17 protein-coding genes are annotated in these 18,042 nt (G+C 61.4%); 7 read left to right on the top strand and 10 right to left on the bottom strand.

From position 1 onward, the window contains the following. Positions 1–27 precede the first annotated feature (27 nt). The 7 genes from FJV83_RS28115 to FJV83_RS28085 all read left to right on the top strand — a co-directional run bounded on the left by FJV83_RS28115 (position 28) and on the right by FJV83_RS28085 (position 7,748). The gene (locus FJV83_RS28115; protein ID WP_095775152.1) at positions 28–753 is read left to right on the top strand and encodes a response regulator; all 726 of its coding nucleotides are present in this window, start codon (positions 28–30) and stop codon (positions 751–753) included. After that, positions 750–1,991 (top strand): ATP-binding protein, encoded by a 1,242-nt coding sequence (locus FJV83_RS28110; RefSeq protein ID WP_095775151.1) that lies wholly within the window; start codon positions 750–752, stop codon positions 1,989–1,991. The genes FJV83_RS28115 and FJV83_RS28110 overlap by 4 nt, the downstream gene beginning before the upstream one ends. A gap of 317 nt (positions 1,992–2,308) precedes the next feature. Beyond that, positions 2,309–2,653: a hypothetical protein gene (locus FJV83_RS28105; RefSeq protein WP_095789334.1), complete on the top strand. Its 345-nt coding sequence runs from the start codon at positions 2,309–2,311 to the stop codon at positions 2,651–2,653. Then, a complete protein-coding gene (locus FJV83_RS28100) occupies positions 2,653–3,825 on the top strand; it encodes an acyltransferase (protein WP_142885553.1) in 1,173 nt (390 codons plus the stop codon). Before FJV83_RS28105 ends, FJV83_RS28100 begins: the two co-directional genes overlap by 1 nt. Next, complete coding sequence (locus FJV83_RS28095; protein ID WP_142885552.1) at positions 3,822–4,928, top strand: glycosyltransferase family A protein; 1,107 nt, start codon at positions 3,822–3,824, stop codon at positions 4,926–4,928. Before FJV83_RS28100 ends, FJV83_RS28095 begins: the two co-directional genes overlap by 4 nt. Before the next feature lie 4 nt (positions 4,929–4,932). Then, entirely contained in the window at positions 4,933–5,964 is a 1,032-nt protein-coding gene (locus FJV83_RS28090) for a glycosyltransferase (RefSeq protein ID WP_095793539.1), read from the top strand. Continuing rightward, the gene (locus tag FJV83_RS28085; RefSeq protein ID WP_142885551.1) at positions 5,964–7,748 is read left to right on the top strand and encodes an ABC transporter ATP-binding protein; all 1,785 of its coding nucleotides are present in this window, start codon (positions 5,964–5,966) and stop codon (positions 7,746–7,748) included. Before FJV83_RS28090 ends, FJV83_RS28085 begins: the two co-directional genes overlap by 1 nt. A 478-nt stretch (positions 7,749–8,226) precedes the next feature. Here the strand turns inward: FJV83_RS28085 and minE are convergent, their stop codons facing one another. The 10 genes from minE to FJV83_RS28035 form a co-directional block, all read right to left on the bottom strand. After that, the gene (gene minE / locus FJV83_RS28080) at positions 8,227–8,499 is read right to left on the bottom strand and encodes a cell division topological specificity factor MinE (protein ID WP_027047075.1); all 273 of its coding nucleotides are present in this window, start codon (positions 8,497–8,499) and stop codon (positions 8,227–8,229) included. Then, a complete protein-coding gene (gene minD, locus FJV83_RS28075) occupies positions 8,496–9,311 on the bottom strand; it encodes a septum site-determining protein MinD (RefSeq protein WP_010910549.1) in 816 nt (271 codons plus the stop codon). Before minD ends, minE begins: the two co-directional genes overlap by 4 nt. A 105-nt stretch (positions 9,312–9,416) precedes the next feature. Further along, positions 9,417–10,238 carry a septum site-determining protein MinC gene (gene minC / locus FJV83_RS28070; protein WP_142885550.1) on the bottom strand — a complete coding sequence of 274 codons (822 nt, stop codon included), beginning with the start codon at positions 10,236–10,238 and terminating at the stop codon, positions 9,417–9,419. Between the two features lie 217 nt (positions 10,239–10,455). Then, positions 10,456–12,153: a response regulator receiver domain gene (locus tag FJV83_RS28065; protein ID WP_142885549.1), complete on the bottom strand. Its 1,698-nt coding sequence runs from the start codon at positions 12,151–12,153 to the stop codon at positions 10,456–10,458. Next, complete coding sequence (locus tag FJV83_RS28060) at positions 12,150–15,074, bottom strand: ATP-binding protein (protein WP_142885548.1); 2,925 nt, start codon at positions 15,072–15,074, stop codon at positions 12,150–12,152. Before FJV83_RS28060 ends, FJV83_RS28065 begins: the two co-directional genes overlap by 4 nt. Before the next feature lie 28 nt (positions 15,075–15,102). Next, entirely contained in the window at positions 15,103–15,561 is a 459-nt protein-coding gene (locus FJV83_RS28055; protein WP_210248215.1) for a very short patch repair endonuclease, read from the bottom strand. Further along, positions 15,554–16,582, bottom strand: a complete 1,029-nt coding sequence (locus tag FJV83_RS28050) for a DNA cytosine methyltransferase (protein WP_210248214.1) — start codon at positions 16,580–16,582, stop codon at positions 15,554–15,556. Before FJV83_RS28050 ends, FJV83_RS28055 begins: the two co-directional genes overlap by 8 nt. A gap of 165 nt (positions 16,583–16,747) precedes the next feature. Continuing rightward, on the bottom strand, positions 16,748–16,897 hold the full coding sequence (locus FJV83_RS28045; RefSeq protein WP_010910556.1) for a hypothetical protein: 150 nt from the start codon (positions 16,895–16,897) through the stop codon (positions 16,748–16,750). Between the two features lie 15 nt (positions 16,898–16,912). After that, positions 16,913–17,230 (bottom strand): DUF2934 domain-containing protein, encoded by a 318-nt coding sequence (locus tag FJV83_RS28040; protein ID WP_142885547.1) that lies wholly within the window; start codon positions 17,228–17,230, stop codon positions 16,913–16,915. A gap of 115 nt (positions 17,231–17,345) precedes the next feature. Further along, positions 17,346–17,951: a BA14K family protein gene (locus tag FJV83_RS28035; protein ID WP_246691932.1), complete on the bottom strand. Its 606-nt coding sequence runs from the start codon at positions 17,949–17,951 to the stop codon at positions 17,346–17,348. Positions 17,952–18,042: the final 91 nt, after the last annotated feature.

Raw genomic sequence — 18,042 nt, 5'->3', positions numbered from 1 at the left:
CCTATCATCACGGGCAAGGGCACGATCATGCAATCACAACCCCATATCCTGGTCGTCGACGACGACCGCGAGATCCGCACGCTGCTCGGCCGCTATCTCGACGGCCAAGGCTTTCGCGTCTCGGTGGCGGCGGACCGGCGCGAATGCGAGCAGAAGCTGGGCGCCGGCCAGTTCGACCTCGTCGTGCTCGACGTCATGCTGCCGGATGGGTCGGGACTGGACATCTGCCGCACCTTGCGCGACCGCAAGCCGCATATCCCCGTCATTCTGCTGACGGCGCTGAAGGAAGATGTCGACCGCATCATCGGCCTTGAGCTCGGCGCCGACGATTATCTCGGCAAGCCCTTCAACCCGCGCGAGCTCACCGCCCGCATCCGCGCCGTGCTGCGGCGCGCCGCGCCCGAGGAGGCGCCGGCGCCGCGCCCCCGCATCTACCGCTTCGCCAGCTACCGGCTGGAACCCGACACCCGCAAGGTGACGGATCGGCGGGGCGAGCTCATCGACCTCACCGGCGCCGAGTTCGACCTGTTGCAGGTGTTCCTCGACCGCCCCGGCCGGCTGCTGTCGCGCGACCAGCTGCTTGACCTCACGCAGGGCCGCGAGCGCGACCCGCTCGAACGCTCGGTCGACGTGCTGATGAGCCGGCTGCGCCGCAAATTCGCCGACACCGGCGATGGGCCGCTGTTCAAGACCGTGCGCAATGGCGGGTACCAGCTCACCGCGCGCGTCGAGACGGTGGAGACGCCGGCGTGAACTCGCTGCGCCGCCGCCTCATCCTGTTGCTTGTCGCCTCGATCGTCGGCGTCGTCGGCCTGGCGACGGCCGCCGTCATCAGCGTGCGCGGCGGCGGGCCGCCGCCCGAACTCGTCGTGCCCTGGGTTGCCCAGCAGATGGAACTCGTGGTGCGCCTGCTGCCAGGGCCTATCCCCGATGTGCTGCAGGTCCAGTTCACCGACCATCCGGCCGGTGGCAGGATCGCCCGCGCGGAGACGGCGATGCTCACCGACATCCTGCGCCGCCGCGGCTTCAACTTGCTGGCTTTCGTCAGCGAAAGGATTGGTGGACCCGGCCAGATCGCATCGGTGCAGTTGCCCGACAATCGCTGGGCGATCGTCGAGGTGCCCCATCTCCAGCCGCCGGGGCGCGAATGGCTGATCCTGGCAGGCTGGATCTCGCTGATCGTGGCCGGCGCCACGGCCGTCTCGGTCTATTTCACCTCGGTGCTGATCCGGCCGCTGGAGATGCTGGAGGCGGCCGTCTCCAAGATCGGTAGCGACGGCGTGCTGGCAGCGGTGCCGGAAGTGGGGTCGGCCGAGGTCAAGGCGACGGCGCATGCGCTGAACCAGCTGTCGTCGCGGCTGAAGGTGGCCATGGAAAGCCGCATGCGGCTGGTGGCCGCCGCCGGCCATGACCTGCGCACGCCGATGACGCGCATGCGGCTGCGCGCCGAATTCCTCGACGAAGACCGAGACAAGTGGCTTCACGACCTCGATGAGCTCGACCGCATCGCCGACAGCGCCATCCGCCTGGTGCGCGAGGAGGTAAATCAGGACGCCGTCGAGCCACTGGACCTGGAAAAGATGGTGCGCGACATCGAAGCCGAGATGGTCTCGCTCGGCCATGCCGTCTCGATCGGTCCTCTGGACAAGGTCTCGGTGCGCGCCGGAGCGCTCGGCCTGCGCCGCGCGCTGCGCAATCTGATCGTCAACGCCGCCACCCACGGCAAGGCCTGCGCCATCGCGCTCGCCGCCACCGACAGGCGCGCCGTGCTGACCATTTCCGACAACGGCCCGGGCATCCCGCCCGACCTGATCAACAAGGCCTTCGAGCCCTTCTTCCGCGTCGACCCCGGCCGCCAGCAATTCATCCCCGGCGCGGGGCTCGGCCTAGCCATCGCCAAGGAGATCATCGAGCGTTACGGCGGAACGGTGACTCTGGAGAACCGCAAGGGTGGCGGTTTGACGCAGACGGTGGTGTTTGCGGCGGTGTGAGGCGCCGGCAAGCCACGGTCTCTTTGCCGTGTGAAAGGCCTTTGCAACACCCTGCGGCTTGGCCGAATGCCTGTCCTTTGAGGGAAGCAAGCCGCGTGGTCGCCCGACGAAAGAAGGCGACTATGCTGCACCGCAGAAGCCAATGATTTCAGTAAATTCACCGGATAATTTTGAACGAGCCCAAATAGATAAAATGTAGATTCTAAAATCCCGCGGTCTTTTTAACGAAAATTCGGGCGCTACCTATCCCTCTGGGTAGCAATGCTTCCAATCAACCAAAGCGAGCAGGCCAATACAACTCGAACCATAAGGTTGAAATGCTGTGGAAAATCGCCAAAATCCGAAAAACCGGCGGCTTTCTGCCAATTTTTGGCCTTGCTCACATAAGTATTTCAGCTCGCAAGATTTTTTGTGTTGCGCTGCACAATGCGGTGACCGAACCATCCGCCGGGGGACTCATTTGCGACTGGACATACGCCGTGAAGGATCCCGCCGGGTTCACCGACTTGAGCCGTCCGTCCGTCGATTGCGAGATCGACGCAGGCAGGCTCGCACAGCGCGGATTTGATGGTGTCCCGCCGAATTTCGTGTGCATTGGTCTGCCGCTCGAAATCGCACGCCAGCTTCATCGCGGACATCACGCCGCCGGTGGAAGCCGCTGATGGCAAACGCCCGCGACATCCAGCTGGATGCACTCAGGGCCATCGCCGTGACGATGGTGATGTACTCGCATTTCTACGCGGCGGGAGGATCTTCGTTCTGGGGCCATATTGGCGTGCGGCTGTTCTTCGTTCTGAGCGGCTTCCTGATCACCCGCCTGCTCCTGGAAGCGCGTTCGGCCGCCGCGTTTGAAGCCGGCCCGGCGCTGCGGTCCTTCTACATCAGGCGGGCGCTGCGGATATTCCCTCCCTATTTTGCCGTGCTGGGTTTCGTCTGGCTGTTTGACCTGGAGCAGTCCAGGGGATCGCTGGTCTGGCATGCGCTTTACCTGTCGAATTTCTGGTATGCGCTGCGCAACGACTGGAACCCCTGGGTGCTGTGCCATTTCTGGAGCCTGAGCATCGAGGAGCAGTTCTATATTGCCTGGCCGCTGGTCGTCCTGCTGGCCCCATACCGGCGCTTCGAACAGATCTGCATCGGCGTCATCGCGCTGTCGCTGGCCTATCGCTTCTACTGGCCGATCACCGCCACCCCGGCGCTGGCGCGCGACCTGCTGCCGCCGGCATCCATGGACGCGTTGGCGTCGGGCGCGCTGCTTGCCTGCTGGCGGTCGAGGGGCGCCGGCCTGCCGCAATGGATGCGGCTGGGCTGGCCTGCCTTCGCGGCCGCGTTCCTGATGATCGAGTGGTTTGTCCCGGCGCCTGCCGATCCGACGCTGGAGTGGGCCCGCTGGCTGCTGCTGCAAATCCTGCCCCTGGTGCCGCTGATGGCCATCGTCGCCGCCTGTTCGCGCGGCCTTGGCGGCATCCCTGGCAGGTTTGCGGAGCTGCCGCCGCTGCTCGCCCTTGGCCGTATCAGCTACGGCGTCTATCTCTATCACCCGATATTGCTGTCGCTCGCCATCAAGTCGCAGCCCTGGATTCCGCTCAATGTCTCGGAGCAAGGGCCGGGACGGTTCCTGGTTGCAAGCACCGCCACGATTGTCGTGGCCTCGATTTCCTGGCTGGTCTTCGAAAGGCCGCTCAACAGTCTCAAGCGCCACTTCCCCTATGTCAGGCGAGCTCAGGCCGGTCATGCCGGCTGGTTTGCGAGGCCGGTGCAAGCCTATCCCGGCGGATCGCCCGATGGCCGCGCGCCAGCCCTCGACCTCCCGCGAACGGATGCAAGACCATGACCGCCGCGCCGCTCGTCTCCGTCCTGCTGCCTATCTACAATGCCGGACCCTACCTTGCCGCGGCACTTGGAAGCATCCTGCGGCAGGACTACGGCCGCCTGGAGGTCATCGCGATCGACGACGGCTCGAGCGACAATTCGCTCGAAATCCTAGAGCGACACCGGCAGGCCGACAGCCGCGTCTCGATCATCTCGCGCGAAAACCGCGGCCTCGTCGCGACGCTCAACGAAGGACTGGCGGTTGCGAGCGGCGAGCTGGTCGCGCGGATGGACGCCGACGACGTCGCCTATCCCTGGCGCCTGTCGCGCCAGGTGGCGCTGTTCGAACAGCGGCCCGAACTCGGCTTCTGCGGCGCCGGCGTCGACATGTTGATCCGCGGCCGCATCGCCAGGGGCAAGCCCGATCCGGTGTTCCGGTCCGGCCGCATGCCCATATTGGCGATGTTCTTCACCATCTTCATGCACCCGACGGTCGTCTACAACAGGAAGGTCATCGAAGACGCCGACCTCAACTACGACCCGACCTACAGGCACGCCGAGGATTTCGATCTCTTCCGGCGGCTGACCGCCCGCTATCCGGCGGCCATGATGCCCGAAAACCTGCTCGTCTACCGCGTCCATCAGGCAAGCGTGACCAGCCGGCACAGCGAGGAGATGCGCAGGACGCATTTGCGGATCGTGGCCGAGAATCTCGAGCGCGAGGGCCTCGCGGAAGCCACGCGCGACCTGCGCGACATCGGCGAAGCGGTCGATTTCGACACGATTACCCGTGCGGCCGACTTCATTCTCGCGTTGGAGGAGCGGATCCGCTCGCTGCCGGACGAGACGCGGCCGAGCTTCGAGGCCGGCGCGCTCAACCTGTTCTATTTCCTCTACCAGCTCGTCGCCGACGAAAAGCAGCCCGCACTGGCGCATGAACTGCTGACGCGGACCGCGAAGTGGAACGCCATCCGGCGGCGTGAGAAATATGCGCTGCGGCCGGGCGCCTGGGCGCCCTGGCTGAGCCGCGCCTCGCTGTCGGCCGGCAAGCAAGCGGACGCCGTGGAATATTTCTTCAAATCCGCCCCCGCCGCGGCGGTTCTGGCATCTCATCGGGTGGGCTAGGGGCATGACCGTCAAAGCCCACCAACCTCTGCGGCGCGATCGTTCGACGGCGCTTGTCGGCGCGCCGGCCGGCCCGCGACCGGAACGATCGGCGCCGGAAGTCAGCTTCATCATCTGCACGCGCAACCGCGTCGCGGTGCTCGAGGCCTGCATCAAGTCGGTGCAGGCCGCGTGCCGTGCCCATGCCGGCTTCGCGGCCGAACTCGTGGTCGTCGACAACGGCTCGAGCGACCGCACGGCGGAACGCCTGGCCGGCATCGCCGCCATGTCGGATATTCCACTGACGCCTGTTTGCGAGCCGCGCCCCGGCCTGGCGGCCGCCCGTAACGCCGGGCTGAGGCGCGCCAGGGGGCGCGTGCTGGTCTTCGTCGATGATGATTGCGCCGTGCATTGCGACTATCTGCGCGACCTGGAGCGGCATTATTCTTCCGGGGAACAGGGGCTCATTCGCGGAGGCCGTGTCGAGCTTGGGGATCCCAGGGACCTGCCTTTCACGATCAAGCGATCGCGGGTGCGCGAGCGGCTGACGCCCGATATTCACCCCGGCGGCTTCGTGCTCGGCTGCAACATGACGATGCACCGCGACGTCGCGGCCCGCATCGGCTATTTCGACGAGCGCTTCGGCGCGGGCGGGCCCTTGCGGTCGGCGGAGGATACCGATTACCTCGTGCGGGCGGTGCTGCTCGGCATCCCGGTCGAGTATGTGCCCGACATGACGATATTCCACCACCATGGCCGGCGCGATCGCAAAGCCATCGAAAAGCTCCACCGCGACTACAGCCTGGGCAATGGCGGGCTCTGCCTGAAACATGTCCGCCACGCGCCCTGGCTGCTTCGCCATTTCTACTGGGCCGCGAGAGGCGCCTTGCGGGAATTGGCGGGCGGGCCCGCCTTCGATCGCGAACTCGATCTGTCGCACTGGCCGATCGTCGGCATGAATGTGCTCGGCGCGGCCAGATACGCGCTGCTCCTGCTGGCCGGACGGCCGCAGGCCGAGCCGGTGCGGCAGGACCAGCAAGCCAATGCCGAGGCCTGATGCCATTGCTCCCGCCTAGCTTGCCGATGCTGTTCCGCGCCTTCGGAACGCGGCAACTGCGCCTGGTTCCGGCCGTGGTGGGCCTCGGCCTGGTCAGCGCTGCCCTCGAAGGGTTCGGCATCGGCCTGATCATCCCCCTGCTGGGCATCATCATGGGACACGCCGGTGCGACGGGAATGGCCGGCTTCTCCGCTGTTCTCCAGCAAGTTGGATCAGGCTTCAGCGAGCGCGACCGGCTTGTCGTCATCTCGGCCGCCATCCTCGGCTCGATCATCCTGAAGAACGTCTTCGCCTTCGCCAACACGCTGCTGACGACCTTCATCTCCGGCAAGGCCAGTCATTCGATCCGCAGCGCATTGTCGGAGCAGCTCCTGCGGGTCGGCTATCCCTTCTTCCTGCGGCAAAGCCCCGGACGGCTGCTCAACATCATCTCGAACGAATCCTGGCGGGCGTCCGATGCCATCCAGATCATGCTGTCGGCGATCGTCAGCGCATCGGCCGCCATCATCCTGCTGGCCTTTCTGCTGCTGCTGTCCTGGCGCATGACGCTGCTGGTCACGCTCGGACTGGCGCTCGTCCAGATCGCGCACGCCATCCTCTCGGCCAATCTGAAGGAGCCCAGCCGCAGCGTCGCTTCGCGCAACAGCCACCTCGCCTCGCAGATGCTGCATCTGGTGCATGCCGGACGCCTGATCCGCATCTTCGGCCAGGAGGGCCGGGAGAAGGCGATCTTCGACACCGCGTCCGATGCGGTCCGCCGCGCCTCCTTCGTCCTGCAGGTCCGCCAGGGCGCTTTGCCGCCGCTGACGGAGGTTCTCCACGCCATGCTGTTCCTGGCGGTGGTGATCGGCGCCTGGCTGGCGCAGGTGAGTTTCCCGCTGATCATCGCCTTCGTCATCCTGCTCTACAGGCTACAGCCGCATATGCGGGCCCTGCAGGGCTCGTGGAGCCAGCTGCAGGGCCTGAGCGGATCGCTGGAAGAGGTGACATGGATGCTGGATCCCGCCGGCAAGCCCGGGCCGCCGCAAGGCGACGGGCCGTTCCACGGTTTGCGCCGGGGCATCGGGTTCGATGATGTGACGTTCACCTATTCCGGCACGGACCAGCGTGAGGTGGTGCTGCATGCGGCGACGTTCGACATCAACAGTGGCCGCTCGACGGCGCTGATCGGCCGCTCCGGCGCCGGCAAGACAACGATCGTCAACCTTCTGTGCCGCTTCGTGGAACCGGACAGCGGCAGGATCCTGGTCGATGGATCGCCACTGGACCGCATCGACGCCAGCCAATGGCGGCGCCACATCGCGCTGGCCAGCCAGGAGCTGGAACTGGTCGATGGCACGATCTTCGAAAACATAAGCTACGGCCAGGACGCGGCGACGCTTGGCGACGCCGAGCGCGCCGCGAGACTGGCCGAGGCGCATGAATTCATCGAACGGCTGCCTCAGGGCTACGAGACGCTCGTCGGCTACCGGGGCGTCAATCTGTCGGCGGGACAGAGGCAACGGATCGCGCTGGCCAGGGCCCTGGTGCGCGACCCCGATCTGCTCATCCTCGACGAAGCCACCAATGCGGTCGACGGGCTGTCGGAGGCGGCCATCGTCGAGACCCTGAAGTCGAGGGCCGGACGGCGCACGACCATCGTCATCAGCCACCATCACAGCACCATCTCGTTCTGCGACGACGTGGTGATCCTGAGCGGTGGCCGGGTGAAGAAGCAGGCCCCTTTCGGCGCCCTGGCGTCGCTCTCGATGGACGAGCTCTACCAGCATGAACCGCAGGACTGACAAGGGCCGGGGCCGCGATTCCCGGCACGGCCCTAGGCAATCCGAATCAACGGCCCATGACGTGCCGCTGGCACCCTGCGCGATCGCACCAATGCCATGCGGTGCGCGGACTCGCTACCGTTCCTTCACGGCGGACCTGTCGATCCGCCCAGGCCGGTGCCCATCGCTTACTCTCCAGATGCGGCGCCGGCCTCCCCTTGCTCTGGTCATCCGCCGCCTTGCGCAAAACGGCGGCGTTCGCAGTGGCGTGAGGGGGCTGGGGCCGCCCTCGCAGAACCTGGGTTCCTCTCCCCCATGAAATGGGGGGTCCGAAGGACGGGCGAGACCCGTGGCTCGCCCCGGCCCCCCCCCCCCCCCCCCGCTTCGCGGGGGCGAGGAACGCAAGTCTTGGGGCGTCGCGCAGCCCCCACCCCGTCTCGCAATCTCCGCTTTGCTCCGACTGCGAGCCGACCCTCCCCACAAGGGGGAGGGTAAAGAATCAGCCCGCGATCGCCATCGGCACGGCGCTCTTGTTGGGGATCTGGATATCGATCTCCAGCGTCGACATGGTCTCGCCGCGGTCCATCGAGACCTGCAGGTAATCCTGGTCGATCTGCACGTGCTTGGCGATCACCGCCATGATCTCCTCGCGCAGGATGGAGACGAGGTCGGGCTGGCTGCGGTTGCGGCGCTCATAGGCGAGCAGCACTTGCAGCCGCTCGCGCGCCACCGGCGCGCTGGAGCGCCGCTTGAAAAGGTCGAACACGTTCATGCCGCCCTCCTTCCCAACAGACGGTCGAGGAAACCTTTGCGCTCGAAGGGGACGACGACCGGCAGATCCTCGCCTTCCAGCCGCCTTGCGGCGTCGATATAGGCCTTGGCCGCGGTGTTGAGCGGCTCCGACAGCGTCACCGGCGCCCCGAGATTGGAGGCGCGCAGCACGTCCTGGCTTTCCGGAATGATGCCGAGCAGCGGCACCGACAGGATTTCCAGCACATCGTCGATGGACAGCATTTCACCGCGCGCGGCCCGCCCCGCGTCATAGCGGGTGACCAGCACGTGCTTGGCGATCTGCTCGCCCTGTTCGGCGCGCATGGTGCGGGCGTCGAGCAGGCCGATGATGCGGTCGGAATCGCGCACCGACGACACTTCCGGATTGGTGACGATGACCGCCTCGTCGGCAAAGCGCATGGCGAGCTGCGCGCCGCGCTCGATGCCGGCCGGGCTGTCGCAGAAGACATAGTCGAACACCGAGCGCAGCTTGTCGATGACTTCGCCGACGCCCTCCTCGGTCAGCGCGTCCTTGTCGCGCGTCTGCGAGGCCGGCAGCAGGAACAGCGTGTCGACGCGCTTGTCGCGGATCAGCGCCTGCGACAGCTTGGCCGTGCCCTGGATGACGTTGACGAGGTCGAACACCACGCGGCGTTCGGCGCCCATGATCAGGTCGAGATTCCTGAGGCCGACGTCGAAATCGACGAGCGCCACCTTCTTGCCGGTCTTGGCCACGGCGGCACCGAGCGCCGCCGTCGAGGTGGTCTTGCCGACGCCCCCCTTGCCCGATGTGACCACCACTACCTTGCCCATGAAAAAAGCCTCCGTTGTTATCAGTTTGTTGTCCCGGGCCGGCTTGCCGGCCTTTATTCAGTCAGCGGTCGTCAGCTCCCAAGCCGCTTCAGCTCCCAAGCCGCTTCAACTCAAAGTCTCGACGCGCAGGCCGTCGCCGTCGAGGAAGGCCTGCACCGGCTTGCCGCGCGAAACCCCTTCCATCTCCTCGGCGGTGATGTACCAGCCGTCGACCGACAGAAGCTCGGCCTCGTTGCGGCGACAGAAGATGCGCGCGGCGGTGTTGCCGAGCGCGCCCGCCGAAGCGCGCCCGCGCAGCGTGCCGTAGACATGGATCGAGCCGGCGGCGACGATCTCCGAACCGGACGCGACCGAGCCCAGCACGATGACATCGCCATGCGCATGCATGATCGCCTGGCCGGAGCGGATCGGCGTCTTGATCATCAGCGTGCCCGAATCGTAGTGCGAAACCTGCGGCCCGCTTTGGTCAGTCTTGCTTGCGCCAGCCTTGCCCTTGGCAACGCCGCCGGCGTCCGCGCCATGGTCCGGCTCCCTGCCCTCGGCGGTCTTGCCGTCCGGCTTGCCGGAAGCCTCTTGCCCGCCCTTGCGGCCGGGCAGCAGCCCATCCGTCGTCGCCTCCTTGGCGCCGACCAGCAGAGGCGGCAGGTCGGGCCCAAGCGAGGCCCCTTCCAGCTCGATGGCATAGATGCGGATGCCGCGCGTCCCCAGCTCCGCCACAAGTGCCGCGATCTCGCTCGTCTGCGGCTTCAAAGCGTTCAGATCGAGCAGCACCGGCCGCCCGGCAAAATAGCCCGGCGAATTGCCGATCCAGTGATCCAGCCCCTGCAGCCACTCCACCATGGGCGCTTCCGGGGTCAATGTGAAAGCGACGAAAGAACGGGCACGAAAGCGGATGGATTTGGCCTCGAGGGGGGCGGCAAAGGTCACGGCTGGCGAATCCTTACTGAGAGGTAAACGCTAGCGAGGGAATGGTTAACGAATGGTTAACGGAGGGGGTGTGGGGGAGCGTCGGAACTAAGGTTCCTGACACTCGGGCCCGGCCTCAGATTCTGTTGCGCGCTGCAAGACGTCGAGGGCACAGACAACAACTATCGCCTGATCGATCCGACCCTCCACCTAGGCAGCTCTCGTGACGACCGACTCGCTAATCCTCGGGCTGGGACCTTCGCAACCATTCTAAATCGTCCACACCGACACTGTGCATCCGAGCGCCTATCTGACTAGCAAAACTCTGAGCCTTCATAGGCTTTAGGTCGCCGATCCATTGGTATTTATTTTCATCTTTGTCTACAAAGATGTATCTACCGTCGTCTTTCACCGCAAAGACACGCTTCCTAGCCTCATCTCTAGTAAATAGTATCATAACCGCATCTCTAGGTTTCCCATCTACAATAACGAGAGCACCTTCATCCAGCAGTTCTTGCTTCAACACTAGGTGGAATTTGCCGTCAGCAATCCGAGCGGTCTGGAAAGGAAACATTGTATCTCCGCTAAGGCGAACACTATCGCAAGCGGGCTGAAAGCAAACGAGAAAAGGCGGTTGATCAGCGGAAGGGTTAAGACGCTTTAGGACTGTTCCAATCGATAAGAAGGGGACCCAGCCTTGAGGCATAGGCGCGCCCCCTAATGCTTCATTTCGGAAAGTAGATAGCCTCGCTAGGCGCTTGTTGTTCGCTAGCACGCTGGGGTCGTCGTCGTAAAATACCCGCGCGATGTTGAGGATTTTAATCGGCGTTGGAGCGCCTTTCGTAGCGTCGCCGTACTTCACCTGTTTTCCCTTATTAAAGGCTGTCGGCCCATTCGCTACGGTCGCATGTAGAAGCTCCGCCCCAAGCATCGCGACTCCATCCCCGAAAATCCGATCTGGCTGGCCCGCTATCCACGCACCAATCGCCTTAGCGCCCAAAAATGTTTCGGCTATCCCGTTAGTTTCTATAACGTTGCGGAGCTCATCAGATAGAAGCTCGACCGCGAACGCATCGGCATCGTCAGGATCGGGCAAGGCGCACCGATGACCAACGAACGCTCCGTCGAGCGAGCGGTTGAACAACGCCAAAATATGCAGTGCAGCATCACGAACTACGGCAATAGCACTGACCGCAAAAGTCGGAAGAAGTCCATCAACGAGCCGTGTAAATTCCTCGACCAATCTCTCTGGAAGTGCAGCCTCAGCCACCTGTTCCTGGTCTGCTCCGGTAGTTCCACTTTTATTGATGAAGACGATTCGAGTTGCTGGTCCCTCAAGCCACACGGCATCGCGAATTGAGAAGAGGCCCGCTGTATTTTTGTCTTCGTTCAAGAACGCCAGCAACTCTGTAGCCATAGCTGAGCGCCCAGGATTGCTCGTGTAGACAACGATCAAACGAAGTCGACCTCTCCGACGCGCATCCTCGCTAAGCAACTGACGAACTGTTTCCTTCGCTCGCTGCGAACTGCCCCGGTCTAGGTACCAATCAACAATAATGATGTCAGCGTGCGCCGCCGCACCTGCCGACATCTTAGCCGCGTCATCATTTGGTGCAGGTCGAAAAATTCCACAGATAACCGAGTGCGATAGAAATGCATCGGTAATCGCCTTAGCATCAAGGGAATTTTTGGATATGCTGCGCTTGACTGATAGCGGCTCCCTCGACGTATCCCCTGCGTCGACCGATGGTGCAGGTTTTGAAGCGGCCGGAACAGCAGCTTCTAGTGTCAGGACGCTGCCGGAAGATCGGGTAGCTTTCTTTGGCTCATCGTCAATTGCTGATATAAGTTCAATATCATCATCAATAAGAAGTGCGGACTGAAGAAAACGCTGAACGGCTTCCTTTCTGAGCCCCTGCAACTCCGCCGGCGTCATGCGAGTTCCGCTAATTTTTCCGAGCGCCCAATGCGAAACGCTACTGGGAACTCGCTTCCCTCTTGCATAAGGCTGATATCGTAGCCTTCTTTCAGTAAGGCTTGTCTAGACAGGTAAAGTCCCATTCCTCGCCCCCCTGGCTTAGTAGTCTCTCCAAAATCAAATATACGGCTAGAAATTCGCCGGTCTATACCCGGTCCCGTATTCGCAACGACGAAACTCCGCGCGTCAGCATCCAGCAAAATGTGGCGCCTGCCTCGCGGCACGGTTGTCATCCAATAAATTGCGTTGTCGACCAAATTGACAAAAACAGGAAGTATGTTTGATGCGTAGACGTGAACCGATTTACGAAGAAAGTTTGGTGTCGCTGTAATAACAACTTTGTGTCGATGAAGTCGGTCACCAAAGACTTCATCTAAATAATTTCGGATTTCCTCCCCGCTCAGATCCACCGCTGACCGGTTTAATCGCCTGCTCATAGGAGCGAACAAGCCCAAGTAAGTCTCAAGATGTTCGAAACTTGTCTTAAGATCGGTGTAAAGCTCGTTCAGATCCGGCGTGCCAGCGGCCCAAGGCTTCAACCTTCGTATTACACCTTTGATAGAACGAACTGAGTTGGAGAATTCGTGCTGTACAATACCCAACGCCATTCCAACTTGTGCTAATTCCACATAGGAATCGAGCTGCTCTCGATACGCTTCCACTTGACCCTCAAGAGCTCCTGTCACCTCGTCAAGTGTCTCCCGCTGCTTCACGGCTCCAGTAAGAGACATTAGCTGGTCGCGCAGTCCCTCAAGAGAGTTTTGGGCTTCAAGGGCGGATGCATCAATACGGTGCTCCCAGTCACTTTGCAACGATCGAAGCTGCATATCACTCAATGAGCTTGTGTTTGTCCGATTAAACTCGGCAAATGTACCCTCTATTTCTATAGATAGCTGCGAAATACTGGTACGAATGGCCTCATCTACATTCTCCGACAATTCGGTGACGCGTTCCTTTACCTCCCGCCGAAGGCGTGTAGCATCGCCAGTCACTCCTTGCTTTCGTGCTTCAAGCCCCGCGCTCAAACGCCGTCGCTCATCGAGCCCACGCTGCTTACCAGCAGCACCTATCAAAGAAAAAATTTCATCCGCCACGGGTTCAAAGATATCCGTCTCCAGTTTATCAAAATTCTTCAAATAGGCGTTCCAGTCCGCAGCTACCGCGCGGCTAAGTCCCAGCCCCCGTGGTTTGGAAATCTTAGAACTTTCTACTAAGCTCCTCATCCCCGCACGTGCGTTCTGTTCGATCTCCAAGAGCACCGCGCTCGCCCGATCAGGGTCGGCGATATTTGACGCTACGCGCAAACGAGAACGTACATCTTCCAGAAGCGATTTTGTCTGGAATGCCTGTTTACCGCCTTCGAGATCATCAAAGAATGTTGCGAGACGCGCTGTAAAATCTTGGCGACGCTTACGCGATAGACCTTCTCGACGGGCAAGCACGGCAACTTCGCGATTGAGGGCCGCTTTCTGAGCGTTGAACTCCGTTCCGAATACCGAGTTCGGTCGAAAAAAATCAATCGCCAATCGGGAAAAGAAGTTTTCGAGCATATTGGTCATTTGCCGATAAGCAACGTTCGCGCGAAACCCCTCTCGCCCAGCCTTCTCAACCAGATTGAAATTATCCTGATAACTAATCTCGATCGCACCCATTATCCGCCTATAAGAAAAGTACCAGTCCTGAGCACTCTTGGTGCGTCGGCGCTCGATATTAAGGAAATCATAGTCGGAATTTCCGTAGGGTAGAATCCGAATTCCATCTCTATATACATAAAGCCCGCCAATGCGATTTAGCTTCGCACTGATTAGCGCCCATTCGTCTGGTGGGAGGCGAGAGTCTTTGGCCAGGCCTTGCACATAACCAAATGCAATGCGGAACGGTCCGCACTCTGTCTGTCGTCCAGCTGCTTCTGGCCACACTATTTTATGGGGAACGGCAGGCTGGTCATACACCGCCACAGTTCCAGAAAACTGACCAAACTCGTCGAAGCGACCTTGAACATGGTGGTCGGCGGAATTGAACTCCTCGGGCGTGAAGAATGTACTTCCACCAATGAGTTCGTCTACAACTCCATCCTCTCTATGGTCTCGGAACTCTGCATCGAACTGCGATGCTGCCCGCTCTGGCATCATAGTGTTGCTGAAGCCGAGCAGCATCTTTTCGAGCGGCGATGCCGCATCTTCCGCTTTGCCGTCGATATCGGCACGAAGAATTGGGTTGGCTGGACGGACATAGAAATGTGTACCGCATCCATCGTCCGCGAGTGACGGCGCCCTGAGCTTGCGGGCGACATTGTCAATGTCGAAGTCTGCCAGTACTAGCTCTTGCTCTATCCTCGCCTTGGCGACCGGTGCCACTGCTCCACCTAGCGCATGAAGGTTGGCTCGAATGGCATCTACAAGGGTATGCACAAGCGCGCGATCGGGAAGCGTACCACCTGGTAGTTCGACAATCGGAATATCAATCTGAGCAAGATCGATTCCCGGTAGTTCAAATAGCCCCCAGTGTATGAGACATACGACAAGGTTAGACACGGGACGGGTTTTGCCAGCTCGGGTAAGGACGAGTACTTGCGGACCAACAGCTGCAATGGCAAGTCGTCCAATCCCTTTTTCACCCATTATTGGGCGTCTGGTCATGCCCTCTGGAATGGGTGAGTCGAGATCATTGTTGGCGCCGACTTTTGCCTCGGTACCAATAGTCAGCCATCGCTTTTCGAACTCCTCGCGAGACATGCCATAGCCGTCATCACGAAGCACCAAAAGATCGTCCGCGCGAAAATAGTCCACCTCCACTCGATTGGCATATGCGTCATGCGCATTCTTGAAAAGCTCGTGAATGGCCGTAGGTATGCCGGCAATCTGCTGGCGACCCAGCATGTCAACGGCCCGAGCTCGCACAGAGATCTTAGCCAAGATCGGGACCCGTTTGTCGGTTAGCCGCGCTTTCTATTGCGACCAACGCAGCAATAATCCTATCGACGGCAACTTCGACCTCCTCGTGCTCCCAGATTCTCAAGACTTGCCAATTCGCATCGAGCAGTGCGGTGTCCGTGTCATTGTCGCGTACCTGATTTTGATGCAGTTTTATGGCCCACCAATCGTTGTTCGAGCGCGGCACGTTCCTGTGCAACTCACAACCATGCCAGAAGCATCCGTCGACGAACACAGCTAGGCGCTGCTTCATAAGGGCAATATCAATCGTGCGGCGGGGTCTGTTGGGGACGCCTATTTGGACACGAAAACGCCTGCCCCGGCGATGCAGTGCTGACCTGAGCTTGATCTCTGGTTCCGTACCTGCAGTTCTCTGTTCCCGCATATACAGCGAGACCGCATTCGATTGTGCGACGGGGCGAGCTTCAGCCAAGGGCTACCTCGAACGCGGTTGCGAATGATCGAATCATGGCCGGTGGCACTGCATTACCGATTTGGATAGCAATCTGTCGCGCGGTACCAGAAAAAATATATTGGTCGCCGAAGGACTGCAGGCGGGCAGCTTCACGTAGGGTTATTGCGCGATTTTGCGATGGATGGGCAAAACGACCACGAGTAATATCCGTACACCCAGTGGTAAGCGTCGGCGCAACATCTCGCCATTTCATTCTACCATACACGTCTGGAAATCCGGTTTGCTGCCTGTGACATTTTAACACCAAGTGATTTGGCAATTCTGCCCTGCTTCCGCCGTCGTGGGAAATAGCCTCCAATCTGGCGATCGCGATGTCGGAATGCTTTCGGGCAAAATGGAGAATATCGTCGGGATCGCGTTCTCCGGAGGCCAAGGTGCGAAGGTCAGCAATAGCGTCTTGCACGGTCCGCTTTGTTGAACGCGGCTTCGCATCGTCAAAGCGTTTCAGACAATTTGGGTCTTTAGCTGCCACCACTATACAACGGCGGCGACGTTGGGGTACTCCATAGAACGAGGCGTCTTCGACGTTTGGTCCGCTTACTGTGTAACCTGCTCGCCCAAGTAAACGGAACAATCGTTGAATGATGTCTTGATAATCTGGGCCTACCAATCCAGGCACGTTCTCGAACAACACAAGCTTAGGCTTCAAGGCTCGGACGGCTGCAAGCGACTTAAGTATCAGCGTTTCTCGAACTGGATCGCTGCCGCGTTTTCGATTCTGACTGCTGAATGGCTGGCACGGGGCGCAAACCACCAGCAGGTCGATCACTTCCGAGCCAACCTGTTTCTTCAGCGCGTCGATCGTCGAACGTTTGGCGAGATCTGCTTCAAAGAATGCCACCTCGGGGTGATTTGCCCGATAGGTGCTTGCGGCCACAGGATCGATATCCACAGCAGCAACGACCGCCCAACCAGCAGACTTCAATCCAGCGGTAACGCCGCCGCTACCGCTAAAGAGGTCAACTGCTTTACGAGCCAAATGCGGCCCCCACGGCTCGAATGGAATTCGCCATAGTCTAGCTGCGTCGGGTTTTACAAGCAATTAAACAGTTGAAGGTGATGGGCCTACAGGCGTTTCGCATTTTTGGCCAGCCGTCCATGCCGACGATTGTAAACATAGACGCTGACTTGCGTCATCGCCCCCTCAATGCCGCTTGAAATACTGCACCTCCTTCTCATGCTTCTCCGCCGCTTCGCGCGTGTCAAACGTGCCCAGGTTGCGCCGTTTCCCGGTCTTCTCGTCCTTCTTGCGGGAATAGAGCCGGTATTTGCCGTCCTTGAGTTTGCGGATCATCTTCGCTCTCCCTGATCAGGATTTGGCGCGCTTCCTGGCCTTCAGCCCGCGCGCTGCCTGCTCGATTGCGGCGCGGTCGGTGCCGAGGCGGTCGAGCAGCGCTTGTGCCTCATCGCCCGAAATGCCGGTGCGCATGGCCAGTTCCTCCACCTCCAGCACGTCGGTGCTGGCGATCTCGCGCGGCAGCGCGTCGTCGGCTGTCAGCGGCAGTGCCGCTTCCCTGTCTATCTCGGCCTCGGCCCGGTGCCAGTGATGCTCGGGATCGCCGCCGCCTTCACGCTCCCATATCTGGTATGCGCGCTTCTGGATCTTCTCGTGCCGTTCGTCGCCCATTGTCGTTCCTCCTTCGCGTCAGGGATGAACGCCGCGGTGATGGGATTGATCCAAAAAATCTGCGTGATCGCTGGTCCAGGCGGAACTGCCGGATGGGTGGGAGGGCGCGCGGCGCCTATTCGCACTGGCGCCTCGGTCCACCGGAGTATGGCTGGTAGCTGTTGTCCTCGGGACGGTAGGAGCGGTAGCGGCTGAAGCAGGATTGGACGTGGTCGTCCGAAAGGTCCGCCGTCGCCACCACAGGCGCGGCGCCACCCTCGACATAGCTGACTTCGTCGGGCTGCTGCGCGGCGTGGCCGGCGTCGGCACTGGTGTCGAGATAGGGCGAGACGCAGGGGCGCTGCTGTCCGCTGTAGGACATGTAGCTGTTGTCGTCGGGGTTGTAGGAGCGGTAGCGGTCCGCGCACCAGCTGAGATGAGCCGCCGGCAGCCTGGCCGGCTGCTCGCCCGCATCGGGCGCCACCGCGCTGGTAGTGGTCGGGTCGGCCGCCCTGGCGGCGGGATCGGGCGCGGGAGGCTGCGCGGCGGCCACGCGCTCCAGGCCCGGCGCGGCCTTGTCCACGGGCTGTGCGTCCTTGGTCCACAGCTGCGAGACACTGCCGGCGGGCCTGGCCTGATGCACCGGCTTGGCCAGTATCAGCCAGGCGGCGAAAGCCAGTCCGCTGGCAAAGACCGCAAGGGTGAGGACGAAGCCTGCGACCAGTGCCAGAACCGCTTTCATCACACACTCCTTGAGCCTCCGCTAATAGAATGCGGAGCACCGGGCCTGGTTCCAGCGAGCGGGCGTGTTGCAGGGCCCTGGAGCGGCATGC

It is taken from the genome of Mesorhizobium sp. WSM4307 (genome assembly GCF_007003945.1).
GTDB lineage: Bacteria > Pseudomonadota > Alphaproteobacteria > Rhizobiales > Rhizobiaceae > Mesorhizobium.
Note: the sequence above shows the minus strand (reverse complement) of the source record. Positions and strands in the feature narration are given on the sequence as shown.

Coding starts and splice junctions, on each gene's coding strand:
- FJV83_RS28115 (WP_095775152.1), top strand. CDS start 28: ATGCAATCACAACCCCATATCCTGGTCGTCGACGACGACCGCGAGATC.
- FJV83_RS28105 (WP_095789334.1), top strand. CDS start 2,309: ATGCTGTGGAAAATCGCCAAAATCCGAAAAACCGGCGGCTTTCTGCCA.
- FJV83_RS28100 (WP_142885553.1), top strand. CDS start 2,653: ATGGCAAACGCCCGCGACATCCAGCTGGATGCACTCAGGGCCATCGCC.
- FJV83_RS28095 (WP_142885552.1), top strand. CDS start 3,822: ATGACCGCCGCGCCGCTCGTCTCCGTCCTGCTGCCTATCTACAATGCC.
- FJV83_RS28090 (WP_095793539.1), top strand. CDS start 4,933: ATGACCGTCAAAGCCCACCAACCTCTGCGGCGCGATCGTTCGACGGCG.
- FJV83_RS28085 (WP_142885551.1), top strand. CDS start 5,964: ATGCCATTGCTCCCGCCTAGCTTGCCGATGCTGTTCCGCGCCTTCGGA.
- minE (WP_027047075.1), bottom strand. CDS start 8,499: ATGAACGTGTTCGACCTTTTCAAGCGGCGCTCCAGCGCGCCGGTGGCG.
- minD (WP_010910549.1), bottom strand. CDS start 9,311: ATGGGCAAGGTAGTGGTGGTCACATCGGGCAAGGGGGGCGTCGGCAAG.
- FJV83_RS28065 (WP_142885549.1), bottom strand. CDS start 12,153: ATGACGCCGGCGGAGTTGCAGGGGCTCAGAAAGGAAGCCGTTCAGCGT.
- FJV83_RS28060 (WP_142885548.1), bottom strand. CDS start 15,074: ATGCTGGGTCGCCAGCAGATTGCCGGCATACCTACGGCCATTCACGAG.
- FJV83_RS28045 (WP_010910556.1), bottom strand. CDS start 16,897: ATGATCCGCAAACTCAAGGACGGCAAATACCGGCTCTATTCCCGCAAG.
- FJV83_RS28040 (WP_142885547.1), bottom strand. CDS start 17,230: ATGGGCGACGAACGGCACGAGAAGATCCAGAAGCGCGCATACCAGATA.
- FJV83_RS28035 (WP_246691932.1), bottom strand. CDS start 17,951: ATGAAAGCGGTTCTGGCACTGGTCGCAGGCTTCGTCCTCACCCTTGCG.